This is a genomic window from Mycobacterium sp. RTGN6, from assembly GCF_033804605.1.
Lineage (GTDB): Bacteria > Actinomycetota > Actinomycetes > Mycobacteriales > Mycobacteriaceae > Mycobacterium.
Window position 1 is genome coordinate 120,878 of sequence record NZ_JAPZKZ010000003.1, and the last position, 16,616, is coordinate 137,493.

Consider the following 16,616-nt stretch of genomic DNA (forward strand, 5'->3'; position numbering starts at 1 on the left):
CGGATCACCGCCCCGACCACTGGGGTGCCCGACGCTCGAAGAACGCGCTGACTCCTTCCTGGAGGTCGGCCGAGTTTCTCACCGTGTCCACGGCACGGGCCGTCGCCGCCCACCCGGCCTCGTCCGCCGGGTCGAACTGCGCGGCGATTCCTGCGAGCACCGCCTGCACCGCGACAGGACCGGACCGGCAGACATCCTGGGCCAGCGTCATCGCCACCTCCAGCGCGGCGCCGGGCGCCGCAACCTCGTTGACCACGCCGAACGCATGTGCCCGCTCAGCCGTCAACTCGGCGCCGGTGATCATCAGCTGCTTGGCGACGTGCACCGGTAGCGCGCGGATGGCCCGGAACAGGGCACCGGACGACGGGATCAGTCCGCGCCGGGATTCCGGCAGCCCGAACCGGGCCGTCGTCGACGCCACGATCAGGTCGCAGGCTAGGGCGATCTCGAAGCCACCCCCGAGGCAGGGGCCCTCGACCGCGGCGATCAGCGGCTTGCGTCGTCGCCGTCGGATCAGCCCGTACTCACCTCCCCGTTCGGTTCGGGCGTCGGCGCCGTCACGCAGATCGGTACCCGCACTGAACACGTCGGTGGTACCGGTCAGCACGCCTACCCAGAGCTCGTCGTCGTCATCGAGCGTGTCCAGCGCGGCGCTGATGCCGAACGCCAATTCGCGGTTGACGGCGTTGCGCTTCTCCGGTCGCTGCATCGAGATCACCAGAATCCGGTCCCGCCGCTGTACGTCCACGATCATGGGGCGCACCTTGCCATTGCGGCTTCGGGGTGTAAAGCTCGAGGTCGATGCGACGTGTCGTCGGCAGGTGCCAGCCGACCCGTCGAGTAGCCCGAAAGGCCAAGTCATGCCCTTCGTTTCGGACATCGCCGGACCGCAGCAGCCGGTCGCGGCGTGGCCGCCGCTGCGCCCGGGCATGGTGCGCCGGACCAGCACGATCGACACCCATCCGGACGGCCAGGGCGCGGCCTTCGTCGAACTACGCGCCAGGGATGTGCAAACCGACGCATCCGGTGCGGTGCACGTGGTCGAGGACGTCGTCGTGCGGGCCCATCTCGCCGACCGGGTGATCGACGACATCAGCGGCGACGACGCTCGGCTGAGCCAGTTGCGCGGGGTTCGCGTTGGGCCAGGCTTTCGCGCGAAGATCAGCGCGCTGCTCGGGCCCGACGTCGAACGGGCGACGCCGCTGCACCTGCTGCTGGACGACTGGGTCGGCGCAAACCTGGTGTCGGGGTACGGCATTCAGCATGCCGCCATCACCAACGGCGTCGAGGAGAAGATGGCCGACGTCGTCGCCGATCACCTCGCGGGCATCTGCTCGGGTTTCGCGCCCGACGCGGCCGTCGTCGACTTCACCCGGCGCAACCTGCTCATGCCGTGTGTGCACGGGCCGGTCGCTCCACCGCTACCGCGGGACGTTGCGATGCATCCCACGGAACCGCTTCGCGCCCATGGCATGCGACGCGCGCGCAGGCTGGACGTGAGCCCGACGGACGGCGTCTTCGACGCGCACTTCCGGGACAGCCACGTCGACGGTCAGGGCGCCGAGACCATCGTCCACGAGTACACCGTCGCTGGCGAGGTCGACCTCGCGTCGCGCACCATTACGCGCGTTGATGCCGCCGCTCGCGTGCTGCCGTGGCAAGAGTGCCCCGGCGCGCTCGGTAGCGCAGCGCGGGTGGTTGGAATGACGTTGGGAGAGTTGCGCAATCGGATCCGAACCGAGTTCGTCGGCATCTCGACGTGCACCCACCTCAACGACACGCTGCGCTCGTTGGGTGACATCGGTGCGCTCATCGACGTCCACGAGGAGTCGATCGAGGCGCCCGTTTAGCGGGCTTGGCCTTGGCGAGTCCGGCGGCGACCTCGAGCTCGCGCAGGGCGGGTTCGACGAGGTCGGCCAATTCGTCGATGTCGGAGGCGATCTCGGGAGTGGTGATGAATCCGAAGTCGACTGAACCGCAATAGCTGAAGCAGGTGACGTTCAGCGCGACGTCGAACAGCAGTGGACCAAGGGGCATCAGGCTCTCGACCCTCGCGCCACAGAGGTAGAGCGGAAAGTTGGGTCCGGGCACGTTCGAGATGACGACGTTCATCGGCGAGACGCTGCGGCCGATCCCGCTGGCGGCATAGGCGCGTGACGCCAACGCCAGAAGTCCCGGCGGCGTCGTCTCCGTATAACCCATGATCTGATGTGCGGTAAGGGCTTTGGCCATCTCCTTGGCGCCCTGGGTGTATGTGTAGATGGCCTTGATGCGCTCGCCCGCGTCGGCGATGTCGGACGCGAGCACCACCGTCATCGCCGAGACCTGATTGCCGACGGCGTTGTCGGCATCGGAGCGGGTGGATACCGGCACCTGCGAGACCAACGACTTCTCCGGAAGTTCCTTGCGCTGCTTTAGGTACTCGCGCATGGCTCCCGAGACGAGGGCCAGCACGACGTCGTTGAGCTTGACGCCGTAGGCCTCCTTGACCGCCTTGACCCGGTCGAGCGGCACCCTGGCCCCCGCGACCCGGCGGTGAGGTGAAATGGTCGAGTTGAAGCGAACATTCGGGGAGTCGAAGTACCGTGGCGGTTTGTTCTCGATGTTGCGAACGGCGATCTGTTGACGAACCGTCTGCTCCACCAGGCGCATGATGCGATACGGCGTCTTGACCCCGAGGTTGATCAACCCGTTGACGAAGCGCAGTTCGGGCCGCGGCAGGTCGACCCCGACCAGTGACCGATCGACGTCGACGGCGGGTGCGCGTGGCTCCGGCGTGACGTCGAACAGGATCTCGGTGAGGCCTGCGCCGGACACCCCGTCGACGACGGCGTGGTGCATCTTCGTCACGATCGCGACGCGACCGTTGTCGAGCCCCTCGATGAACCACAGCTCCCACAGCGGTTTGGACCGGTCGAGCTTGTACGACATCAGCCGTCCGACGAGCTCGTCGAACTCCTTGCGACCGCCCGGCGACGGGACGCCGATTCGCCGGATGTGAAAGTCGATGTCGAGGTCTTCGTCCTCGACGAACCACGGTCGGTCCATCCCCATCGGGGAGCCCGACACCCGCCATCTCAGCTGCGGCAGTTCGGGCAACCGGCTGGCGACCAAGTCGCGGACCGCGTCGAAGCTGAAGTTCGGAGCATCCGTGGGGTCGCATACCGCCGATGCACCGATGTGCATGTGCCAGCTCGTGGTTTCAGCGGACCAGAAGGCCGAGTCGACGCTCGACAGCCTGCTCATTTCAGGAAGGGTACGGACCCGCGCGGCAGCGCGACGCAGAATGCGCTGGAGGTCTGAGAGTGACGCGGCCTGCACCCGGGGGACGTCTCCAGTGAGAGTTACGGTAAAACTCTCGGTAGGAAGCGTCGTCGAAGGTGCGGAGGGATGCGTTGGTCGACCAAGGGGTCACGTCGGAGGCTTACTTCGCGTACGACGGCGACCGGTTCATCCCGAGCCGGTTTGCCAAGGGCGGATGGGGTGAATCGCTCAGCGGCCACGTCGTCGGCGGGCTGCTGGGCTGGGCGGTCGAGGGCGCGGTCGACGATCCGGAGTGGCAACCCGCACGGCTCACCGTCGACCTTCCGCGGCCGACCGCTCTCGAACCGATCGAGGTGCGCACCCGCGTGCTGCGCGACGGCCGGCGCCTGCGGCTAGTGGAGGCCACGCTCAATCAGCGTGGTACCGAAGTCGCCCGCGCGAGCGCATTGTTCCTCCGCCGATGCGAGCAACCCGCAGGGGAGGTGTGGTCGCAGGAGGTATCGATGCCACCCATTCCGCCCGAGGAGGAAGTCGCTGACGCAGCCTTGTTCGTCCGAACCTACGGCTGGGGCGCCCCCGTTCAGAATCCGGAATCCGGGTGGGTCGGGGAAACAGGGGCGAAGTACACGTGGTTGCACCTCGTGCAGCAGCTGGTCGACGGCCAACCGCTGACTGCGTTTACCCGCGCCGCGATGGCCGGGGACATCACGGCATCCCTGGCGAATTGGGGGACGGGAGGCCTGGAGTTCATCAACGCCGACTACACGGTGACGTTGAGCCGACTGCCAGAAGGGCCGGTGCTTGGCCTGGCGTCGCACAGTCACTACAGCGATGCCGGCGTGGCCACCGGATCGGCGACGCTCGTCGACGCACGCGGCCCCGTCGGGACGTGCGTAGCCGTCGCATTGGCGCACTCGGGTTTTCGTCCCCCGTCGCCCTAGGGCTCGATTACGTTCGACGGATCCGGGCGCCGCTCCGGCGGCGCCTGGCTGTAGTCGCCCCAAGGACCGTCGCGGCGCTCGACGGCCGCGCGCACCCCGTCGGTGGACGCAACGTCGATGAACGCCAATGCTTCTGGAGTGTTGCGCATCAGCCCGTCGAGGATGCCGCCAAGCGTCTGCGTCGACGCCAGCCCCATGTTCTCGTAGGCCTGGTTGACCATCATCTTCTGAGCCTGTAACTGCGACAAGGGAATCCGAGCCAGGCCCGCAGCGACTTCGGCCACGCGGGCCTCCAGCCGCTCGAACGGCACTGACTCGTTGATCAGTTCCACCGCGGCGGCCTCCTTGCCGGTGAACGGCTCCCCGGTCAGGGCGTGCCACTTGGCCTTGGCCAGGCTCAGCCGGTAGAGCCACATGCCGGACAGGTAGGCGCCCCACATCCGGCTGTACGGGGTGCCGATGACGGCGTCGTCGCTGGCGATGACGATGTCGGCGCACAGCGCGTAATCGCTCGCCCCGCCCACGCACCAGCCGTGCACCTGCGCGATGACGGGTTTGGTGGCGCGCCAGATCGCCATGAACTTCGGCGTCGGGCCGGTCGCCCGACCGGACACCATCGCGAAGTCCTTGCCCGGATCCCAGCGGCCGTCGGTGTTCATCGCGTCGCCCCAGTGCTCGAACCCGCCGCCGAAGTCGAATCCGCCGGAGAACGAGCGGCCCGCTCCGCGCAGCACGATGACCTTGACGTTCGGATCGCGTTCGGCCAGCCCGATGGCGGCCTCGAGCTCGTCGGGCATCGGCGGGACGATGGTGTTGAGGTGCTCGGGCCGGTTGAGCGTGATGGTCGCGACGGGCGGCTCCGTCGTGTAGAGCACGGTTTCGAAGGCTTGCGTCATGTAGCGCAGTCTGCCTGGTTCGGCGCCGCCGGTGACCGATCGATCCAAAAGCAGCCCGCTACTAGTCACCCTTACCGTAAGTTCATCGACATGTTGCGCATCGTGCAGTGGGCCACCGGTAGCGTCGGCCGCCACGCCGTCGCCGCCATCGCCGACCACCCCGAACTCGAGCTCGTCGGCGCGTTCGTCTACAGCGACGCCAAGGCCGGTCGCGATGTCGGTGAACTCTGTGGCATCGGCGACGTCGGCGTCGTCGCGACAAAGGATCCCGACGAGATCCTCGCGTTGGACGCCGACTGCGTGCTCTACATGCCGCAGGGCGAAATGAACCCGATGGGAGCGCTCGACGACATCTGCCGGCTGCTGGCATCGGGCAAGAACGTGGTCTCCACGGCGGTGACGGCGTTGATCTACCCGGCCAGCATGGGCTCTGGCGTGGTCGACAAGTTGGAGGCTGCCTGCGCGAAGGGCGGGAGTTCGTTTCACGCCACGGGCATCGAACCTGGTTGGGCGGCAGAGGTTTTACCGCTGACGATGTCGGGTTTGTTTGGGCGAATCGACTCACTACTAGTGCAGGAACTCCTCGACTACACCACCTACGACAGCGCCGACATGCTGTTCGACATCATGGGCTTCGGCATGGCGCCCGACGCACCCGTGCCGCTGGCCGATCCCGTGCTTGCCGGTTCGACGTTCAGGGCCTCGCTGATGTTGGTGGCCGACGGGCTCGGCGCCGCCATCGACGACTTCGACTACGACCGGCAGGTCGCCGTCGCCGACGAGCCGTTCGACGTGAAGGCGGGCCGCATCGAGGCGGGAACCGTTTCGGCACAACGGTTCAGCTGCACCGCGATCATCGGCGGAAGGCCCGCACTGACCATCGAGCACATCACCAGGCTCGGCGACGAACAGGCGCCCGAGTGGCCGACCGGTCGCGGCTGGAAGGTGACGGTGGAGGGCCGGCCGTCGATGGTGCTCGAGTCCCGCATCGCCACGCACGGCGAGGACGAGACGGAACAGGGCTGCCTGGGCACCGCGATGCACGCCGTCCACGCGATCGCGCCGGTGTGCGCCGCGGCGCCGGGCATCCGCACCTTCCTCGACCTGCCGACGATCATGGGCCGAGGAGTACTCGGCTAGCACTTCGCGTCGACGTACACCGTCATCGAGACGACCTGGCTCATCGGATCCCTCTGGGCGCCGGGAAAGCCGGAGTCGTAGCGCGAGTACGTCTGACCTTCGCGCACACCGGTCACCGTGCACTCCGAAAGCGGTTGCGTGCCGGTCCGGTTGACGATCACGGTATTGCCGCGCGCCTGCAACTGCATGACGATGTCGGAGGCGTTCGACGGGCTGACGGGCGCCGCGTTGGCGGTCCCGGCGAATGCCAGTCCTGCGGCGATGATGGCGGTTCCTGCGACGGTGGTCAGGACGGTCTTCATGGTTCCTACTTTCGGGTCGGTTGCGACACCGTGTGGCGCGCTTGTGAATTGGTAGTGCGCCGACCCGGGCTCTCCGTTACGCCGAATTAACGCCAATCCTTGAAGGCGGACATGAGTCGACTCCGAAATGCCGGATCCAGTTCGTCGAACGGGACCTTGCCGACGGTCGACACGGTGGCCCGGAACTGCTGCAGGTAGTTCTCGCAGCCGTCGCACTCGAGTAGGTGTACGTCGAACCGCGCTCGCTGGTCCAGGTCGAGGGAGCCGTCGAGGTACGCCGTCACGAGCTCGACGAGCTCGTTGCAGTCCATTGGTCCGGTAGTCACGTCGTTTCCTTCAGGTAGTCCTCGAGGACCTGCCGTACTGCGGCCCGGCCTCGATGTAGCAGCACGCGTTGATTGGCGACGCTGACGTCGAGCAGTGCGCAGACCTCAGCGGAGTCGAGTCCCAGCATGTCGCGCATCGTCACGACGACGCGTTGACGTTCGGGGAGTTTGTCGAGTTCCCGGCGGGCCAGCGCGATCAGCTCGTCGCCGAGCACTGACCCCTCTGGTGTATCGGGAAACGCGGACGGGACCTCGGTGGGGCGCCAGTGACCGGGGTACGGATCGTCGGCGTCGCGAAAGCGGGCCGGATCGACGGTGCCACCGGTGAACGCCATGACGGCCACGTCCGAGTCCCGCCGCTCTCGCACCCCCCGGCGCTTGGCGATGTTGATGAGCACCGTGAACAGCCAAGTGCGCAAGGATGATCGGCCCTCGAACGAGCCAATCCCCTTGAGCAGGGCGATCCACGTCTCCTGCACGACCTCTTCGGCGATCTCGCGGCTGGGCACGTAGCCACGTGCCACCCGCAGCATCGCCGGGGTGTGGCGGTCGACGAGTTCGGCGAAGGCTGACTCGTCACGGTCCTTCAGCGCGGCGACCAGCGCCGCCTCGTCCTCCGCCGTCCTAGTCATGACGATCAAGAGCGTAGTCCCTCAGCGGTACTCGGGGTTCGCGAAATCGTAGCGACAACCCGCATCCCATCCCGTGCGCAGGTTTCCGTAGGCCGGGACCCCGCCGGCGGCGCGCAACATCCGCGCGAAGTGCATGAGGTTCCACGTCATGAACGTGGTGTTCCGGTTGGTGAAGTCGTTCTCCGGCCCCCCGGACCCTGAGTCGAGGTACGACGGACCCGGGCCCGCCTCGCCGATCCAGCCGGCATCCGCCTGAGGCGGGATGGTGTAGCCGATGTGCTGCAGGGTGTACAGCACGTTCTGGGCGCAGTGCTTCACGCCGTCCTCGTTGCCGGTAATAAGGCACCCGCCGACCCGGCCGTAGTACAGGTACTGGCCGGCCGTGTTCAGTAGGTGCGAGCCGCCGTAGAGCCGCTCGTGCACCTTCTTCATGACGGAACTGTTGTCGCCCAACCAGATCGGTCCCGCCAGCACCAAGATGTCGGCGGCTAGCACCTGCTCGAAGATCGGTGGCCAGTCGTCGGTGGCCGACCCGTGTTCGCGCATGTCGGGCCACACGCCGGTGGCGATGTCGTGGTCGACGGCGCGCACCACGTCGACGTCGATGCCGTGGGCCGTCATGATCCTCGACGAGACGTCGATCAGGCCTTGGGTGTTGCTGGGCTCGGGCGACGGCTTGAGCGTGCAGTTGATGAATAGCGCCCGCAGCCCGGAGAAGTCCGACGACTCAGACACGACGGCCCGCCGCGCCGCGCAGCGCGTCGCCCAGCGTCCACACCGCAATACCAAGCAGTGCAACGTCTTTGATCAGGAACTGGCCGGTGGACGACAGAATGGGAAATCCGCCCGCGGAGGCCTCACCGATGCCCGGCGTGGTGAACAGGAAGCTGATCGTCGCCAGGAAGAGCCCGATGGCGATCACGCTGCCGACGGCCGACACCTTGGGCCACCACGGCTTGACCGCGAGCAGCACCGCCGTCGCCACTTCGAGGACGCCGAGCAGGGTGGAGAACGTCGTCACGGAGAACACGTCGTACATCCAGCTCATGAACGGGCTGTTTGCGACGAGGGGTTCGATGCCCTGCGCCTCGTAGGCGGTGAACTTCAGCAGGCCGATCCAGCCGATGACGACGACGAGGCCGTAGCGGGCGAGCGGGCCCCCGAGTCGCGTGACGGCAGACTCGACTGCGTGGAATCCCTGGGTGTGTTCGTTGACCGTGGTCATGTGCATCCTTCCGACGAATTTGGGATCGTTCGAATGTGCAGTGCTCCGAGATCGGCCAACCGTTACAGGCCGCGGCTACTCGGCCAGCATCCGCCACAGGAACTCGTAGGTCAGCGCCGCCTTGAACGCAGCCTGCGAGTTGTCGGCGGCGCCACCGTGGCCGCCTTCGATGTTCTCGTAGTAGTAGACCCGGTGGCCGAGTTCTTCGAGCGCCGCGGCCATCTTGCGCGCGTGGCCAGGATGCACGCGGTCGTCGCGGGTGGACGTGGTGAACAGCACCGGTGGGTAACGCTTCTCGGCCGAGATGTTTTGGTAGGGAGAGTATTTCGAGATGAACTCCCAGTCGTCGGGATCGTCGGGATTCCCATACTCGGCGACCCACGACGCGCCAGCCAGCAGCAGGTGAAAGCGCCGCATGTCGAGCAGCGGAACGCTACACACCAACGCCCCGAACAGCTCCGGGTACTTCGTCAGCATGACGCCCATGAGCAGACCGCCATTGCTGCCGCCCATGGCACCGAGCCGGTCCACCGTCGTGATGCCGCGGTCGACGAGATCGCTTGCCACGGCGGCGAAGTCCTCGTACACCAGGTGGCGACCCTCTCGCAGGGTCTGGGTGTGCCACGTCGGCCCGTACTCGCCGCCGCCGCGGATGTTGGCCAGCACGTACGTGCCACCCCTTGCCAGCCACAGCGATCCGACGACGCCGCCGTAGCCGGGGGTCATCGAGTTCTGGAAGCCGCCGTATCCGTACAGCAGGGTCGGCCCCGGCCCGTTGTCCCGTGACCGCCCGACGACGAAGTAAGGGATGGCGGTGCCGTCGGCCGACGTCGCGAAGTGCTGTGCGACGTCGATGCCCTCGGAGTCGAAGAACTCCTGCGCCGACTTGAGTTGGGTGAGCTCGCCGCCTGCCGTGCCGTACAGCAGGCGCGATGGGTTGGTGAATCCACTCGAGTCGTAGAAGACCTCGTCGCCCTCGTCGTCGACGTCGACCACGACGGTGGTGGCTGCCGGCGGGATGTCGCGGGCCGGTTCGGACTGCCATGTTCCGGGCGTGACGATGTGCACCTCGGTCGAGACGTCGCGCAACGTCACCACCACCAGCTTGCTCAGCGTCCAGCCGTAGTGGTTCAGGCAGGTGTGCGGATCCGGCTCGAATACGACGTGCAGTTCGCGGCCGCCGGAAAGGAAGTCCTCGAAGGTGGTCGCCAGTAGCGCACCTGCCGCGTACGTGGTGTCACCGACGGTCCAGTCGGTGCGCAATTCGATCAACATCCATTCGCGGTGAAGCGAGATGGACGCGTCCGAGGGCACCTCGATGTGGATCAGTTCGCCGTCGCGCACCTCGTAGCGGGTGCGGTGGTAGAAGTCGGTCCACCGCCCGAGCCGGAAGTGCTCGTAGCCGGGTGTCCGGTCGACGCCTGCGATGACGCGGACGTCGGTCGGTTCGGCGGTGAAGATCGTCTCCGCGGCGTCCAGCGGTTGCCCGCGCCGCCAGCGCTTGGCGATGCGCGGGTACCCCGACTCGGTCATCGAGCCGTCGCCGAAGTCGGTGCACACCAGCAGCGTGTCCTCGTCCTCCCACGACGTGCTCGACTTGGCCTCGGGCAGCTGGAAACCGCCGTCGACGAATTGCCGTGTGATCATGTCGAATTCGCGCAACACCGCGGCGTCCGCGCCGCCGCGCGAGAGCGTCACCATCGCCCGCGTGCGCTCCGGGTAGATGACGTCGGCGCCGCCCCACACCCAGTTCTCGCCCTCGGCCGCCGCCAACGCGTCGAGGTCGAGCACGACGTCCCAGTCCGGGTTGTCGGTGCGGTAACTCTCCAGCGTGGTCCGTCGCCAGAGCCCCTTCGGGTGCTCGGCGTCCTTCCAATAGTTGTAGAGGTGGTCGCCGCGGCGGCGGGTGTATGGGATGCGGGTGTCGGTGTCGAGCACCTCCAGCGCTTCGGCGCGCATCCGTTCGAAGCGCTCGCCGGAGAACGTGGCCACCGTCGGCTCATTGTGTCGTCGCACCCAGTCCAGGGCGTCCTCGCCGGTGACGTCTTCGAGCCAGAGTTTGGGGTCGTCGTCCACGAAAGCATTGTGGCCTGCGAGCGTAGTGTGAGCTCCGTTACACCGACCACAAGTCAGGGAGTCACGCAATGACCGTGTACGCACGTCCGGGTACCGCAGACGCCTCGATGGCCTACGAATCGCGGTACGCCAATTTCATCGGCGGGGAGTGGGTAGCACCCGTCGGCGGCGAATACTTCGAAAATCTGACCCCGGTGACGGGCCAGCCGTTTTGTGAGATCCCGCGGTCCACCGAAGTCGACGTCGAGTTGGCGTTGGATGCCGCCCACGCCGCGGCGCCGGGGTGGGGTAAGACCGCGCCGGCCGAGCGGGCCGTGATCTTGAACAAGATCGCTGATCGCATCGAGGCGAATCTGGAGTCGATCGCGTTGGCCGAGTCGTGGGACAACGGCAAACCGATCCGCGAGACGCTGGCCGCCGACATCCCGTTGGCGGTGGATCACTTCCGCTACTTCGCCGGCGCGATCCGGGCGCAGGAGGGCTCACTGAGCCAGGTCGACGAGGACACGGTGGCCTATCACTTCCACGAACCGCTCGGTGTGGTGGGGCAGATCATTCCGTGGAACTTCCCGATCCTGATGGCCACCTGGAAGCTGGCGCCGGCGTTGGCGGCCGGCAACTGTGTGGTGCTCAAGCCGGCCGAGCAGACCCCGGCCTCGATCCTGTATCTGATGTCGTTGATCGGCGATCTGCTACCCGCGGGCGTTTTGAACGTGGTCAACGGTTTCGGCGTGGAGGCGGGCAAGCCGCTGGCGAGCTCGAATCGGATCGCGAAGATCGCGTTCACCGGGGAGACCACCACCGGCCGGTTGATCATGCAATATGCGTCGCAGAACCTGATCCCGGTGACGTTGGAGCTCGGTGGCAAGAGCCCCAACATCTTCTTCTCCGACGTGATGGCCGCCGGCGATGACTTCCAGGACAAGGCCCTGGAGGGGTTCACCATGTTCGCGCTGAATCAGGGCGAGGTGTGCACGTGCCCGTCCCGGTCGCTGATTCAGGCCGACGTCTACGACGAATTCCTCGAGTTGGCCGCGATCCGCACCAAGGCGGTGCGCCAGGGCGATCCGTTGGACACCGAGACGATGATCGGGTCGCAAGCCTCCAATGATCAGTTGGAGAAGGTGTTGTCCTACATCGAGATCGGCAAGGACGAAGGCGCGAGGATCGTCACGGGTGGGGAGCGCGCCGAACTCGGCGGGGATCTGTCCGGGGGCTATTACGTGCAGCCGACCATCTTCACCGGGCACAACAAGATGCGGATCTTCCAGGAGGAGATCTTCGGACCCGTGGTCGCGGTCACCTCGTTCACCGACTACGACGACGCGATCGCCCAAGCCAACGACACCCTCTACGGGTTGGGTGCCGGGGTGTGGTCACGTGACGGCAACACCGCGTATCGGGCCGGACGTGACATCAAGGCCGGCCGGGTGTGGACCAACTGCTACCACGCCTACCCCGCACACGCGGCGTTCGGCGGCTACAAGCAATCCGGCATCGGGCGCGAGAACCACAAGATGATGCTCGATCACTACCAACAAACCAAGAACCTGCTCGTCTCCTACACCAACAAGGCCCAAGGCTTCTTCTAATGCCCGACGTCCCCAGTCGGGCGTTGGTCACCGCATCCGCCGCGGACCTACTGGAGAAGCTGCAGAAACGCCACGGCGCGTTGATGTTTCACCAGTCCGGTGGCTGCTGCGACGGCTCGTCGCCGATGTGTTATCCGGACGGTGAGTTCATCGTCGGCGACCGCGACGTGCTGCTGGCGATCCTCGACGTCGGGGACGGTGTGCCGGTGTGGATATCCGGTTCGCAGTTCGAGACGTGGAAGCACACGCAGCTGGTCATCGACGTGGTGCCCGGCCGCGGCGGCGGGTTCAGCCTCGAAGCGCCCGAGGGCATGCGGTTCCTGTCGCGCGGGCGGGCGTTCAGCGAGACAGAGAACCGCGTGCTCGACGAGCACCCGCCCGTGACCGGCGTCGGCTACGAACGCGGCGAGCGGCCACCCGACACTGGCACGCACGTCGTCGCCGAAGCGGTGGATGCCTGCCCGATTCCCGCGGCCCGCATTGCGCACTAGCGGCGACTATTAGGGTGGACGCGTGACTCACTATGACGTCGTCGTTCTTGGAGCAGGCCCTGGCGGGTACGTCGCGGCCATTCGGGCCGCCCAACTCGGGCTGAACACCGCCATCGTCGAACCGAAGTACTGGGGCGGGGTCTGCCTCAACGTCGGTTGCATCCCGAGCAAGGCGCTGCTGCGCAACGCGGAGCTCGCCCACATCTTCAACAAGGAAGCCAAGCAGTTCGGCATCAGCGGGGAGGCGACGTTCGACTACGGCGTCGCGTTCGACCGCAGCCGCAAGGTCGCCGACGGCCGCGTGGCTGGCGTGCACTTCCTGATGAAGAAGAACAAGATCACCGAGATCCACGGCTACGGGAAGTTCACCGACGACCACACGCTGGCCGTCGACCTCAACGAAGGCGGCACCGAGACCGTCACGTTCGACAACGCCATCATCGCCACCGGCTCGTCCACTCGGCTGGTGCCCGGCACGTCGTTGAGTGAGAACGTCGTCACCTACGAGGAGCAGATCCTGTCGCGGGAGCTGCCCGGATCGATCGTGATCGCCGGCGCGGGCGCCATCGGCATGGAGTTCGCCTACGTGCTGAAGAACTACGGCGTCGACGTCACCATCGTCGAGTTCCTGCCGCGTGCGCTGCCCAACGAGGACGCCGAGGTCTCCAAGGAGATCGAGAAGCAGTACAAGAAGCTCGGCGTGAAGATCCTCACCGGCACCAAGGTCGAGTCGATCGTTGATGACGGAACACAGGTGACCGTCACCGTCAGCAAGGACGGCAAGACCGAGGAACTCAAGACCGACAAGGTGCTGCAGGCGATCGGCTTCGGACCCAACGTCGAGGGGTTCGGGTTGGAGTCGACGGGCGTCAAGCTCACTGACCGCAAGGCCATCGCCGTCGACGACTACCTGCGCACCAACGTGCCGCACATCTACTCCATCGGCGATGTCACCGGCTTGCTGCAGCTGGCCCACGTCGCCGAGGCACAAGGTGTCGTCGCCGCCGAAACCATCGCTGGCGCCGAGACTTTGGCGCTGGGCGACTACCGGATGATGCCTCGTGCGACGTTCTGCCAGCCGCAGGTGGCCAGCTTCGGGCTGACCGAGCAGCAGGCCCGCGACGAGGGCTACGACGTCAAGGTCGCCAAGTTCCCGTTCACGGCCAACGGCAAGGCGCACGGGCTGGGCGACCCCACCGGCTTCGTGAAGCTGGTCGCCGACGCCAAGTACGGGGAACTGCTCGGCGGGCACCTCATCGGCCCCGACGTCGCCGAGCTGCTGCCGGAGCTGACGCTGGCGCAGAAGTGGGACCTCACTGTCAACGAGCTCGCTCGCAACGTGCACACCCATCCCACGCTGTCCGAAGCGCTGCAGGAGTGCTTCCACGGCCTGGCCGGCCACATGATCAACTTCTAACACCTTGAGAGCCACGATCGTCGCCGGGCTCGGCGGGCTGGTGATCGGTCACGTGCTGTGGCTGGTCGGGATCAAGCTGGCCACCAACTCGCAGAGCGTCAGCTTCTGGGTGTTGGTGGTCGCGGGCATCAGCTTCGCGCTTGCGCTCGGCGGCGGCTTGTTCGGCTGGGTGTTCTACCGCCGCAAGGCCTTTGCCAAGGCGGCGTTCCTGTGGGGGTTGCCGATCTCCCCGCTGCTGTTCTCGGTGGCCGTGCTCGGCGTGACCTACCTGTAGGTCAGTCCGGGAAGTCCAGCGGGATCTTCAACGTGGCGATCGTCGCCGCCAAACCGTCGTATTGTGCTGTGAGCAAGCAGAATTCGATGAGCTGACGACGGTCGTACTGCGCGCTCATCGCGGCCCAGGTCTCCGCCGACATCGACCGGGTGATGACGAACTCGTCGGTCGCGGTGATCAGCACGCGCTGCCGGTCGGTCAGGCCCTCGGCATCGGGCCCCTCGAAGATCTTCGCTTGGGTCTCTGCGTTGATCCCGCGTGTCCTGGCCAGCCTGCGGTGCTGTTGGAGCTCGTATTCGCAGTTGCGCAGATGCCCCACGCGCAGGATCACCGTCTCGGCGTCCCTGCGGGAGAGCTTGCCGAACCCGAGCAGCAGCGCCGAGAAGGGCGCCCACAAGAGGAACAGCAGCCGGTGTTGGCCAATGACGTCGAACAGTGCGAACCTCGGCGCGCGGATGACGCGGGCGCCGGCCTTGGCGATGACCCAGTTGAGCGGACCCAACTCGCGGAAGTCGCCGGGCGGGATGCGGGCGGGGGCGGCATCTGGAGCGCTCATCTGAGCGAGTCTAGGGATGCTTCACGAGGTAGGGGGACACCGTGCTGCGGTGCTCGTCGAGATCGAGCGCGCGGCCAAGGGCGGGGAAGGCACGCTGCGGGCAGTTGTCGCGCTCGCACACGCGGCATCCGGCGCCGATGGGCGTCGCGACTTCGCCCGACAGGTCGAGGCCCTCTGAGTAGACGAGCCGGTTGGCGTGCCGGAGTTCGCACCCCAGCCCGATCGCGAACGTCTTGCCCGGCTGGCCGTACCGCGACGCACGCCGTTCGACGGTGCGCGCCACCCACATGTAGTGCCTACCGTCGGGCATCTGGGCGATCTGCACTCCGATCTTCCCAGGGTTGGCGAACGTCTCGTAGACGTTCCATAGCGGACAGGTGCCGCCGCTGGAGGAGAAGTGAAAACCGGTGGCGGACTGGCGTTTCGACATGTTGCCTGCCCGGTCGACGCGCACGAACGAGAGCGGCACCCCTCGCATCGAGGGGCGCTGCAACGTCGAGAGCCGGTGCGCGATCGTCTCGTAGGACACCGAGTAGAAGGCCGACAGCCGCTCCACGTCGTAGCGGAAGTTCTCGGCGACGTCGTGGAACTGGCCGTACGGCAGGATCGTCGCCGCGGCGAAGTAGTTGGCCAGCCCGAGCCGGGCCAGGGTGCGCGACTCGTCACTGGTGAAGTTGCCGTCGTCGACGAGGCCGTCGATCAGGTCGCCGAACTCGAGGTAGGCCAGTTCGGTGGCGAGCTTGAACACGTATTGCCCCGAGGACAGGTGGCCGCCGATCTGCAGCGTCTTCGTCTCGGGGTCGAACCGGTGCAGCACGGTGTCGCCGGGGTCGATGCGCGTGACGATGCGGACGTCGTGCACCGAGATCAGCCGGTTCGACAGGTCGCGGGCCAGCTCGGCGCGGTGCATCCGCATGCGAATGGTGAGCTCCTCGGCAGCGGTGTCGAGTTCGTGCAGGTAGTTCTGGCGCTCGTAGAAGTAGTCGCGCACCTCTTCGTGCGGCATCGTGATCGAGCCGCTGCCGCTGCCGTCGGAGAACCGCCCCTCGGTGGCGGCGGCCAGCTGTGCGGTGGTCAGCCGGTAGCGGCGGTGAAGGTTCACCAACGCCTTGGCCAAGTTCGGATGGGCACTGACGACGTCGGCGAGCTCGGACTGATCGACGTCGACGCCGATATCGCGGTCCATCGTGACCTCGCGGAGCTCGGCGACCAATCGGGTGTCGTCCTGTGAGGCGAAGAACGTCGCGTCGACGCCGAACACCTCGGTGATGCGGAGCAGCACTGCCACCGTCAGCGGACGGACGTCGTGCTCGATCTGGTTGAGGTAACTCGGGGAGATGTCGAGCTTCTGCGCGAGCGCCGCCTGGCTGAAGCCGCGTTCGCTACGAAGCTGGCGCACCCGCGACCCGACGAAGGTCTTTGCCACGTCAGCAAGCATAACGGGCTTGTGAAGACTACCTTCGCAGTCTTGGCATCGGTTCGAG

The 16,616-nt window shown here is 66.5% G+C and carries 18 protein-coding genes; 7 read left to right on the forward strand and 11 right to left on the reverse strand.

Annotation, left to right across the window (positions count from 1 at the left end; all coding sequences use genetic code 11):
* Positions 1-4 precede the first annotated feature (4 nt).
* Positions 5-754, reverse strand: coding sequence for an enoyl-CoA hydratase-related protein (locus SLQ33_RS08595; protein WP_319453405.1), 750 nt, complete (start codon positions 752-754; stop codon positions 5-7).
* A gap of 106 nt (positions 755-860) precedes the next feature.
* Here SLQ33_RS08595 and SLQ33_RS08600 point away from each other — a divergent pair, with 106 nt between their 5' ends.
* Positions 861-1,850, forward strand: coding sequence for a DUF2889 domain-containing protein (locus SLQ33_RS08600; protein WP_319453406.1), 990 nt, complete (start codon positions 861-863; stop codon positions 1,848-1,850).
* Here SLQ33_RS08600 and SLQ33_RS08605 read toward each other — a convergent pair.
* The gene (locus SLQ33_RS08605; RefSeq protein WP_319453407.1) at positions 1,810-3,246 is read right to left on the reverse strand and encodes a wax ester/triacylglycerol synthase family O-acyltransferase; all 1,437 of its coding nucleotides are present in this window, start codon (positions 3,244-3,246) and stop codon (positions 1,810-1,812) included. The genes SLQ33_RS08600 and SLQ33_RS08605 overlap by 41 nt on opposite strands.
* Positions 3,247-3,380: 134 nt before the next feature.
* Between SLQ33_RS08605 and SLQ33_RS08610 the strand changes: the two genes are divergently transcribed.
* Positions 3,381-4,205, forward strand: a complete 825-nt coding sequence (locus tag SLQ33_RS08610; protein ID WP_413467612.1) for a thioesterase family protein — start codon at positions 3,381-3,383, stop codon at positions 4,203-4,205.
* Here the strand turns inward: SLQ33_RS08610 and SLQ33_RS08615 are convergent.
* On the reverse strand, positions 4,202-5,101 hold the full coding sequence (locus SLQ33_RS08615; RefSeq protein WP_319453408.1) for a crotonase/enoyl-CoA hydratase family protein: 900 nt from the start codon (positions 5,099-5,101) through the stop codon (positions 4,202-4,204). The genes SLQ33_RS08610 and SLQ33_RS08615 overlap by 4 nt on opposite strands.
* Before the next feature lie 90 nt (positions 5,102-5,191).
* Between SLQ33_RS08615 and SLQ33_RS08620 the strand changes: the two genes are divergently transcribed.
* Positions 5,192-6,241, forward strand: a complete 1,050-nt coding sequence (locus tag SLQ33_RS08620; protein WP_319453409.1) for a dihydrodipicolinate reductase — start codon at positions 5,192-5,194, stop codon at positions 6,239-6,241.
* Here the strand turns inward: SLQ33_RS08620 and SLQ33_RS08625 are convergent.
* The 6 genes from SLQ33_RS08625 to SLQ33_RS08650 form a co-directional block, all read right to left on the reverse strand.
* On the reverse strand, positions 6,238-6,543 hold the full coding sequence (locus SLQ33_RS08625) for a hypothetical protein (protein WP_319453410.1): 306 nt from the start codon (positions 6,541-6,543) through the stop codon (positions 6,238-6,240). The two genes, SLQ33_RS08620 and SLQ33_RS08625, sit on opposite strands and share 4 nt — an antisense overlap.
* An 86-nt stretch (positions 6,544-6,629) precedes the next feature.
* Positions 6,630-6,854, reverse strand: coding sequence for an anti-sigma factor family protein (locus tag SLQ33_RS08630; protein WP_319453820.1), 225 nt, complete (start codon positions 6,852-6,854; stop codon positions 6,630-6,632).
* Positions 6,855-6,865: 11 nt separating this feature from the next.
* On the reverse strand, positions 6,866-7,501 hold the full coding sequence (locus SLQ33_RS08635) for an RNA polymerase sigma factor (protein WP_319453411.1): 636 nt from the start codon (positions 7,499-7,501) through the stop codon (positions 6,866-6,868).
* Positions 7,502-7,522: 21 nt separating this feature from the next.
* The gene (locus SLQ33_RS08640) at positions 7,523-8,236 is read right to left on the reverse strand and encodes a flavodoxin family protein (protein WP_319453412.1); all 714 of its coding nucleotides are present in this window, start codon (positions 8,234-8,236) and stop codon (positions 7,523-7,525) included.
* Positions 8,229-8,726: a YkgB family protein gene (locus tag SLQ33_RS08645; protein ID WP_319453413.1), complete on the reverse strand. Its 498-nt coding sequence runs from the start codon at positions 8,724-8,726 to the stop codon at positions 8,229-8,231. Before SLQ33_RS08645 ends, SLQ33_RS08640 begins: the two co-directional genes overlap by 8 nt.
* 75 nt (positions 8,727-8,801) lie before the next feature.
* Positions 8,802-10,802 (reverse strand): prolyl oligopeptidase family serine peptidase, encoded by a 2,001-nt coding sequence (locus SLQ33_RS08650; RefSeq protein ID WP_319453414.1) that lies wholly within the window; start codon positions 10,800-10,802, stop codon positions 8,802-8,804.
* Between the two features lie 68 nt (positions 10,803-10,870).
* Here SLQ33_RS08650 and adh point away from each other — a divergent pair, with 68 nt between their 5' ends.
* The 4 genes from adh to SLQ33_RS08670 are packed head-to-tail and all read left to right on the forward strand — an operon-like array spanning position 10,871 to position 14,576.
* Complete coding sequence (gene adh / locus SLQ33_RS08655) at positions 10,871-12,394, forward strand: aldehyde dehydrogenase (protein ID WP_319453415.1); 1,524 nt, start codon at positions 10,871-10,873, stop codon at positions 12,392-12,394.
* A complete protein-coding gene (locus SLQ33_RS08660; protein ID WP_319453416.1) occupies positions 12,394-12,885 on the forward strand; it encodes a DUF779 domain-containing protein in 492 nt (163 codons plus the stop codon). The genes adh and SLQ33_RS08660 overlap by 1 nt, the downstream gene beginning before the upstream one ends.
* Positions 12,886-12,907: 22 nt before the next feature.
* On the forward strand, positions 12,908-14,302 hold the full coding sequence (gene lpdA, locus SLQ33_RS08665; protein WP_319453417.1) for a dihydrolipoyl dehydrogenase: 1,395 nt from the start codon (positions 12,908-12,910) through the stop codon (positions 14,300-14,302).
* A 4-nt stretch (positions 14,303-14,306) separates the two neighbouring features.
* Positions 14,307-14,576 (forward strand): hypothetical protein, encoded by a 270-nt coding sequence (locus SLQ33_RS08670; RefSeq protein WP_319453418.1) that lies wholly within the window; start codon positions 14,307-14,309, stop codon positions 14,574-14,576.
* A gap of 1 nt (position 14,577) precedes the next feature.
* On the opposite strand, the gene SLQ33_RS08675 is transcribed toward SLQ33_RS08670, so the two are convergent.
* Both SLQ33_RS08675 and ramB read right to left on the reverse strand, forming a co-directional pair.
* The gene (locus tag SLQ33_RS08675; RefSeq protein ID WP_319453419.1) at positions 14,578-15,132 is read right to left on the reverse strand and encodes a carboxymuconolactone decarboxylase family protein; all 555 of its coding nucleotides are present in this window, start codon (positions 15,130-15,132) and stop codon (positions 14,578-14,580) included.
* 10 nt (positions 15,133-15,142) lie between these two features.
* Positions 15,143-16,558, reverse strand: a complete 1,416-nt coding sequence (gene ramB / locus SLQ33_RS08680) for an acetate metabolism transcriptional regulator RamB (protein ID WP_319453420.1) — start codon at positions 16,556-16,558, stop codon at positions 15,143-15,145.
* Positions 16,559-16,616: the final 58 nt, after the last annotated feature.

Bases quoted from the DNA above. Each gene is read 5' to 3' on its own strand.
- SLQ33_RS08595 (WP_319453405.1), bottom strand. From the start codon at position 754: ATGATCGTGGACGTACAGCGGCGGGACCGGATTCTGGTGATCTCGATG.
- SLQ33_RS08600 (WP_319453406.1), top strand. From the start codon at position 861: ATGCCCTTCGTTTCGGACATCGCCGGACCGCAGCAGCCGGTCGCGGCG.
- SLQ33_RS08605 (WP_319453407.1), bottom strand. From the start codon at position 3,246: ATGAGCAGGCTGTCGAGCGTCGACTCGGCCTTCTGGTCCGCTGAAACC.
- SLQ33_RS08615 (WP_319453408.1), bottom strand. From the start codon at position 5,101: ATGACGCAAGCCTTCGAAACCGTGCTCTACACGACGGAGCCGCCCGTC.
- SLQ33_RS08620 (WP_319453409.1), top strand. From the start codon at position 5,192: ATGTTGCGCATCGTGCAGTGGGCCACCGGTAGCGTCGGCCGCCACGCC.
- SLQ33_RS08625 (WP_319453410.1), bottom strand. From the start codon at position 6,543: ATGAAGACCGTCCTGACCACCGTCGCAGGAACCGCCATCATCGCCGCA.
- SLQ33_RS08630 (WP_319453820.1), bottom strand. From the start codon at position 6,854: ATGGACTGCAACGAGCTCGTCGAGCTCGTGACGGCGTACCTCGACGGC.
- SLQ33_RS08635 (WP_319453411.1), bottom strand. From the start codon at position 7,501: ATGACTAGGACGGCGGAGGACGAGGCGGCGCTGGTCGCCGCGCTGAAG.
- SLQ33_RS08645 (WP_319453413.1), bottom strand. From the start codon at position 8,726: ATGACCACGGTCAACGAACACACCCAGGGATTCCACGCAGTCGAGTCT.
- adh (WP_319453415.1), top strand. From the start codon at position 10,871: ATGACCGTGTACGCACGTCCGGGTACCGCAGACGCCTCGATGGCCTAC.
- SLQ33_RS08660 (WP_319453416.1), top strand. From the start codon at position 12,394: ATGCCCGACGTCCCCAGTCGGGCGTTGGTCACCGCATCCGCCGCGGAC.
- SLQ33_RS08675 (WP_319453419.1), bottom strand. From the start codon at position 15,132: ATGAGCGCTCCAGATGCCGCCCCCGCCCGCATCCCGCCCGGCGACTTC.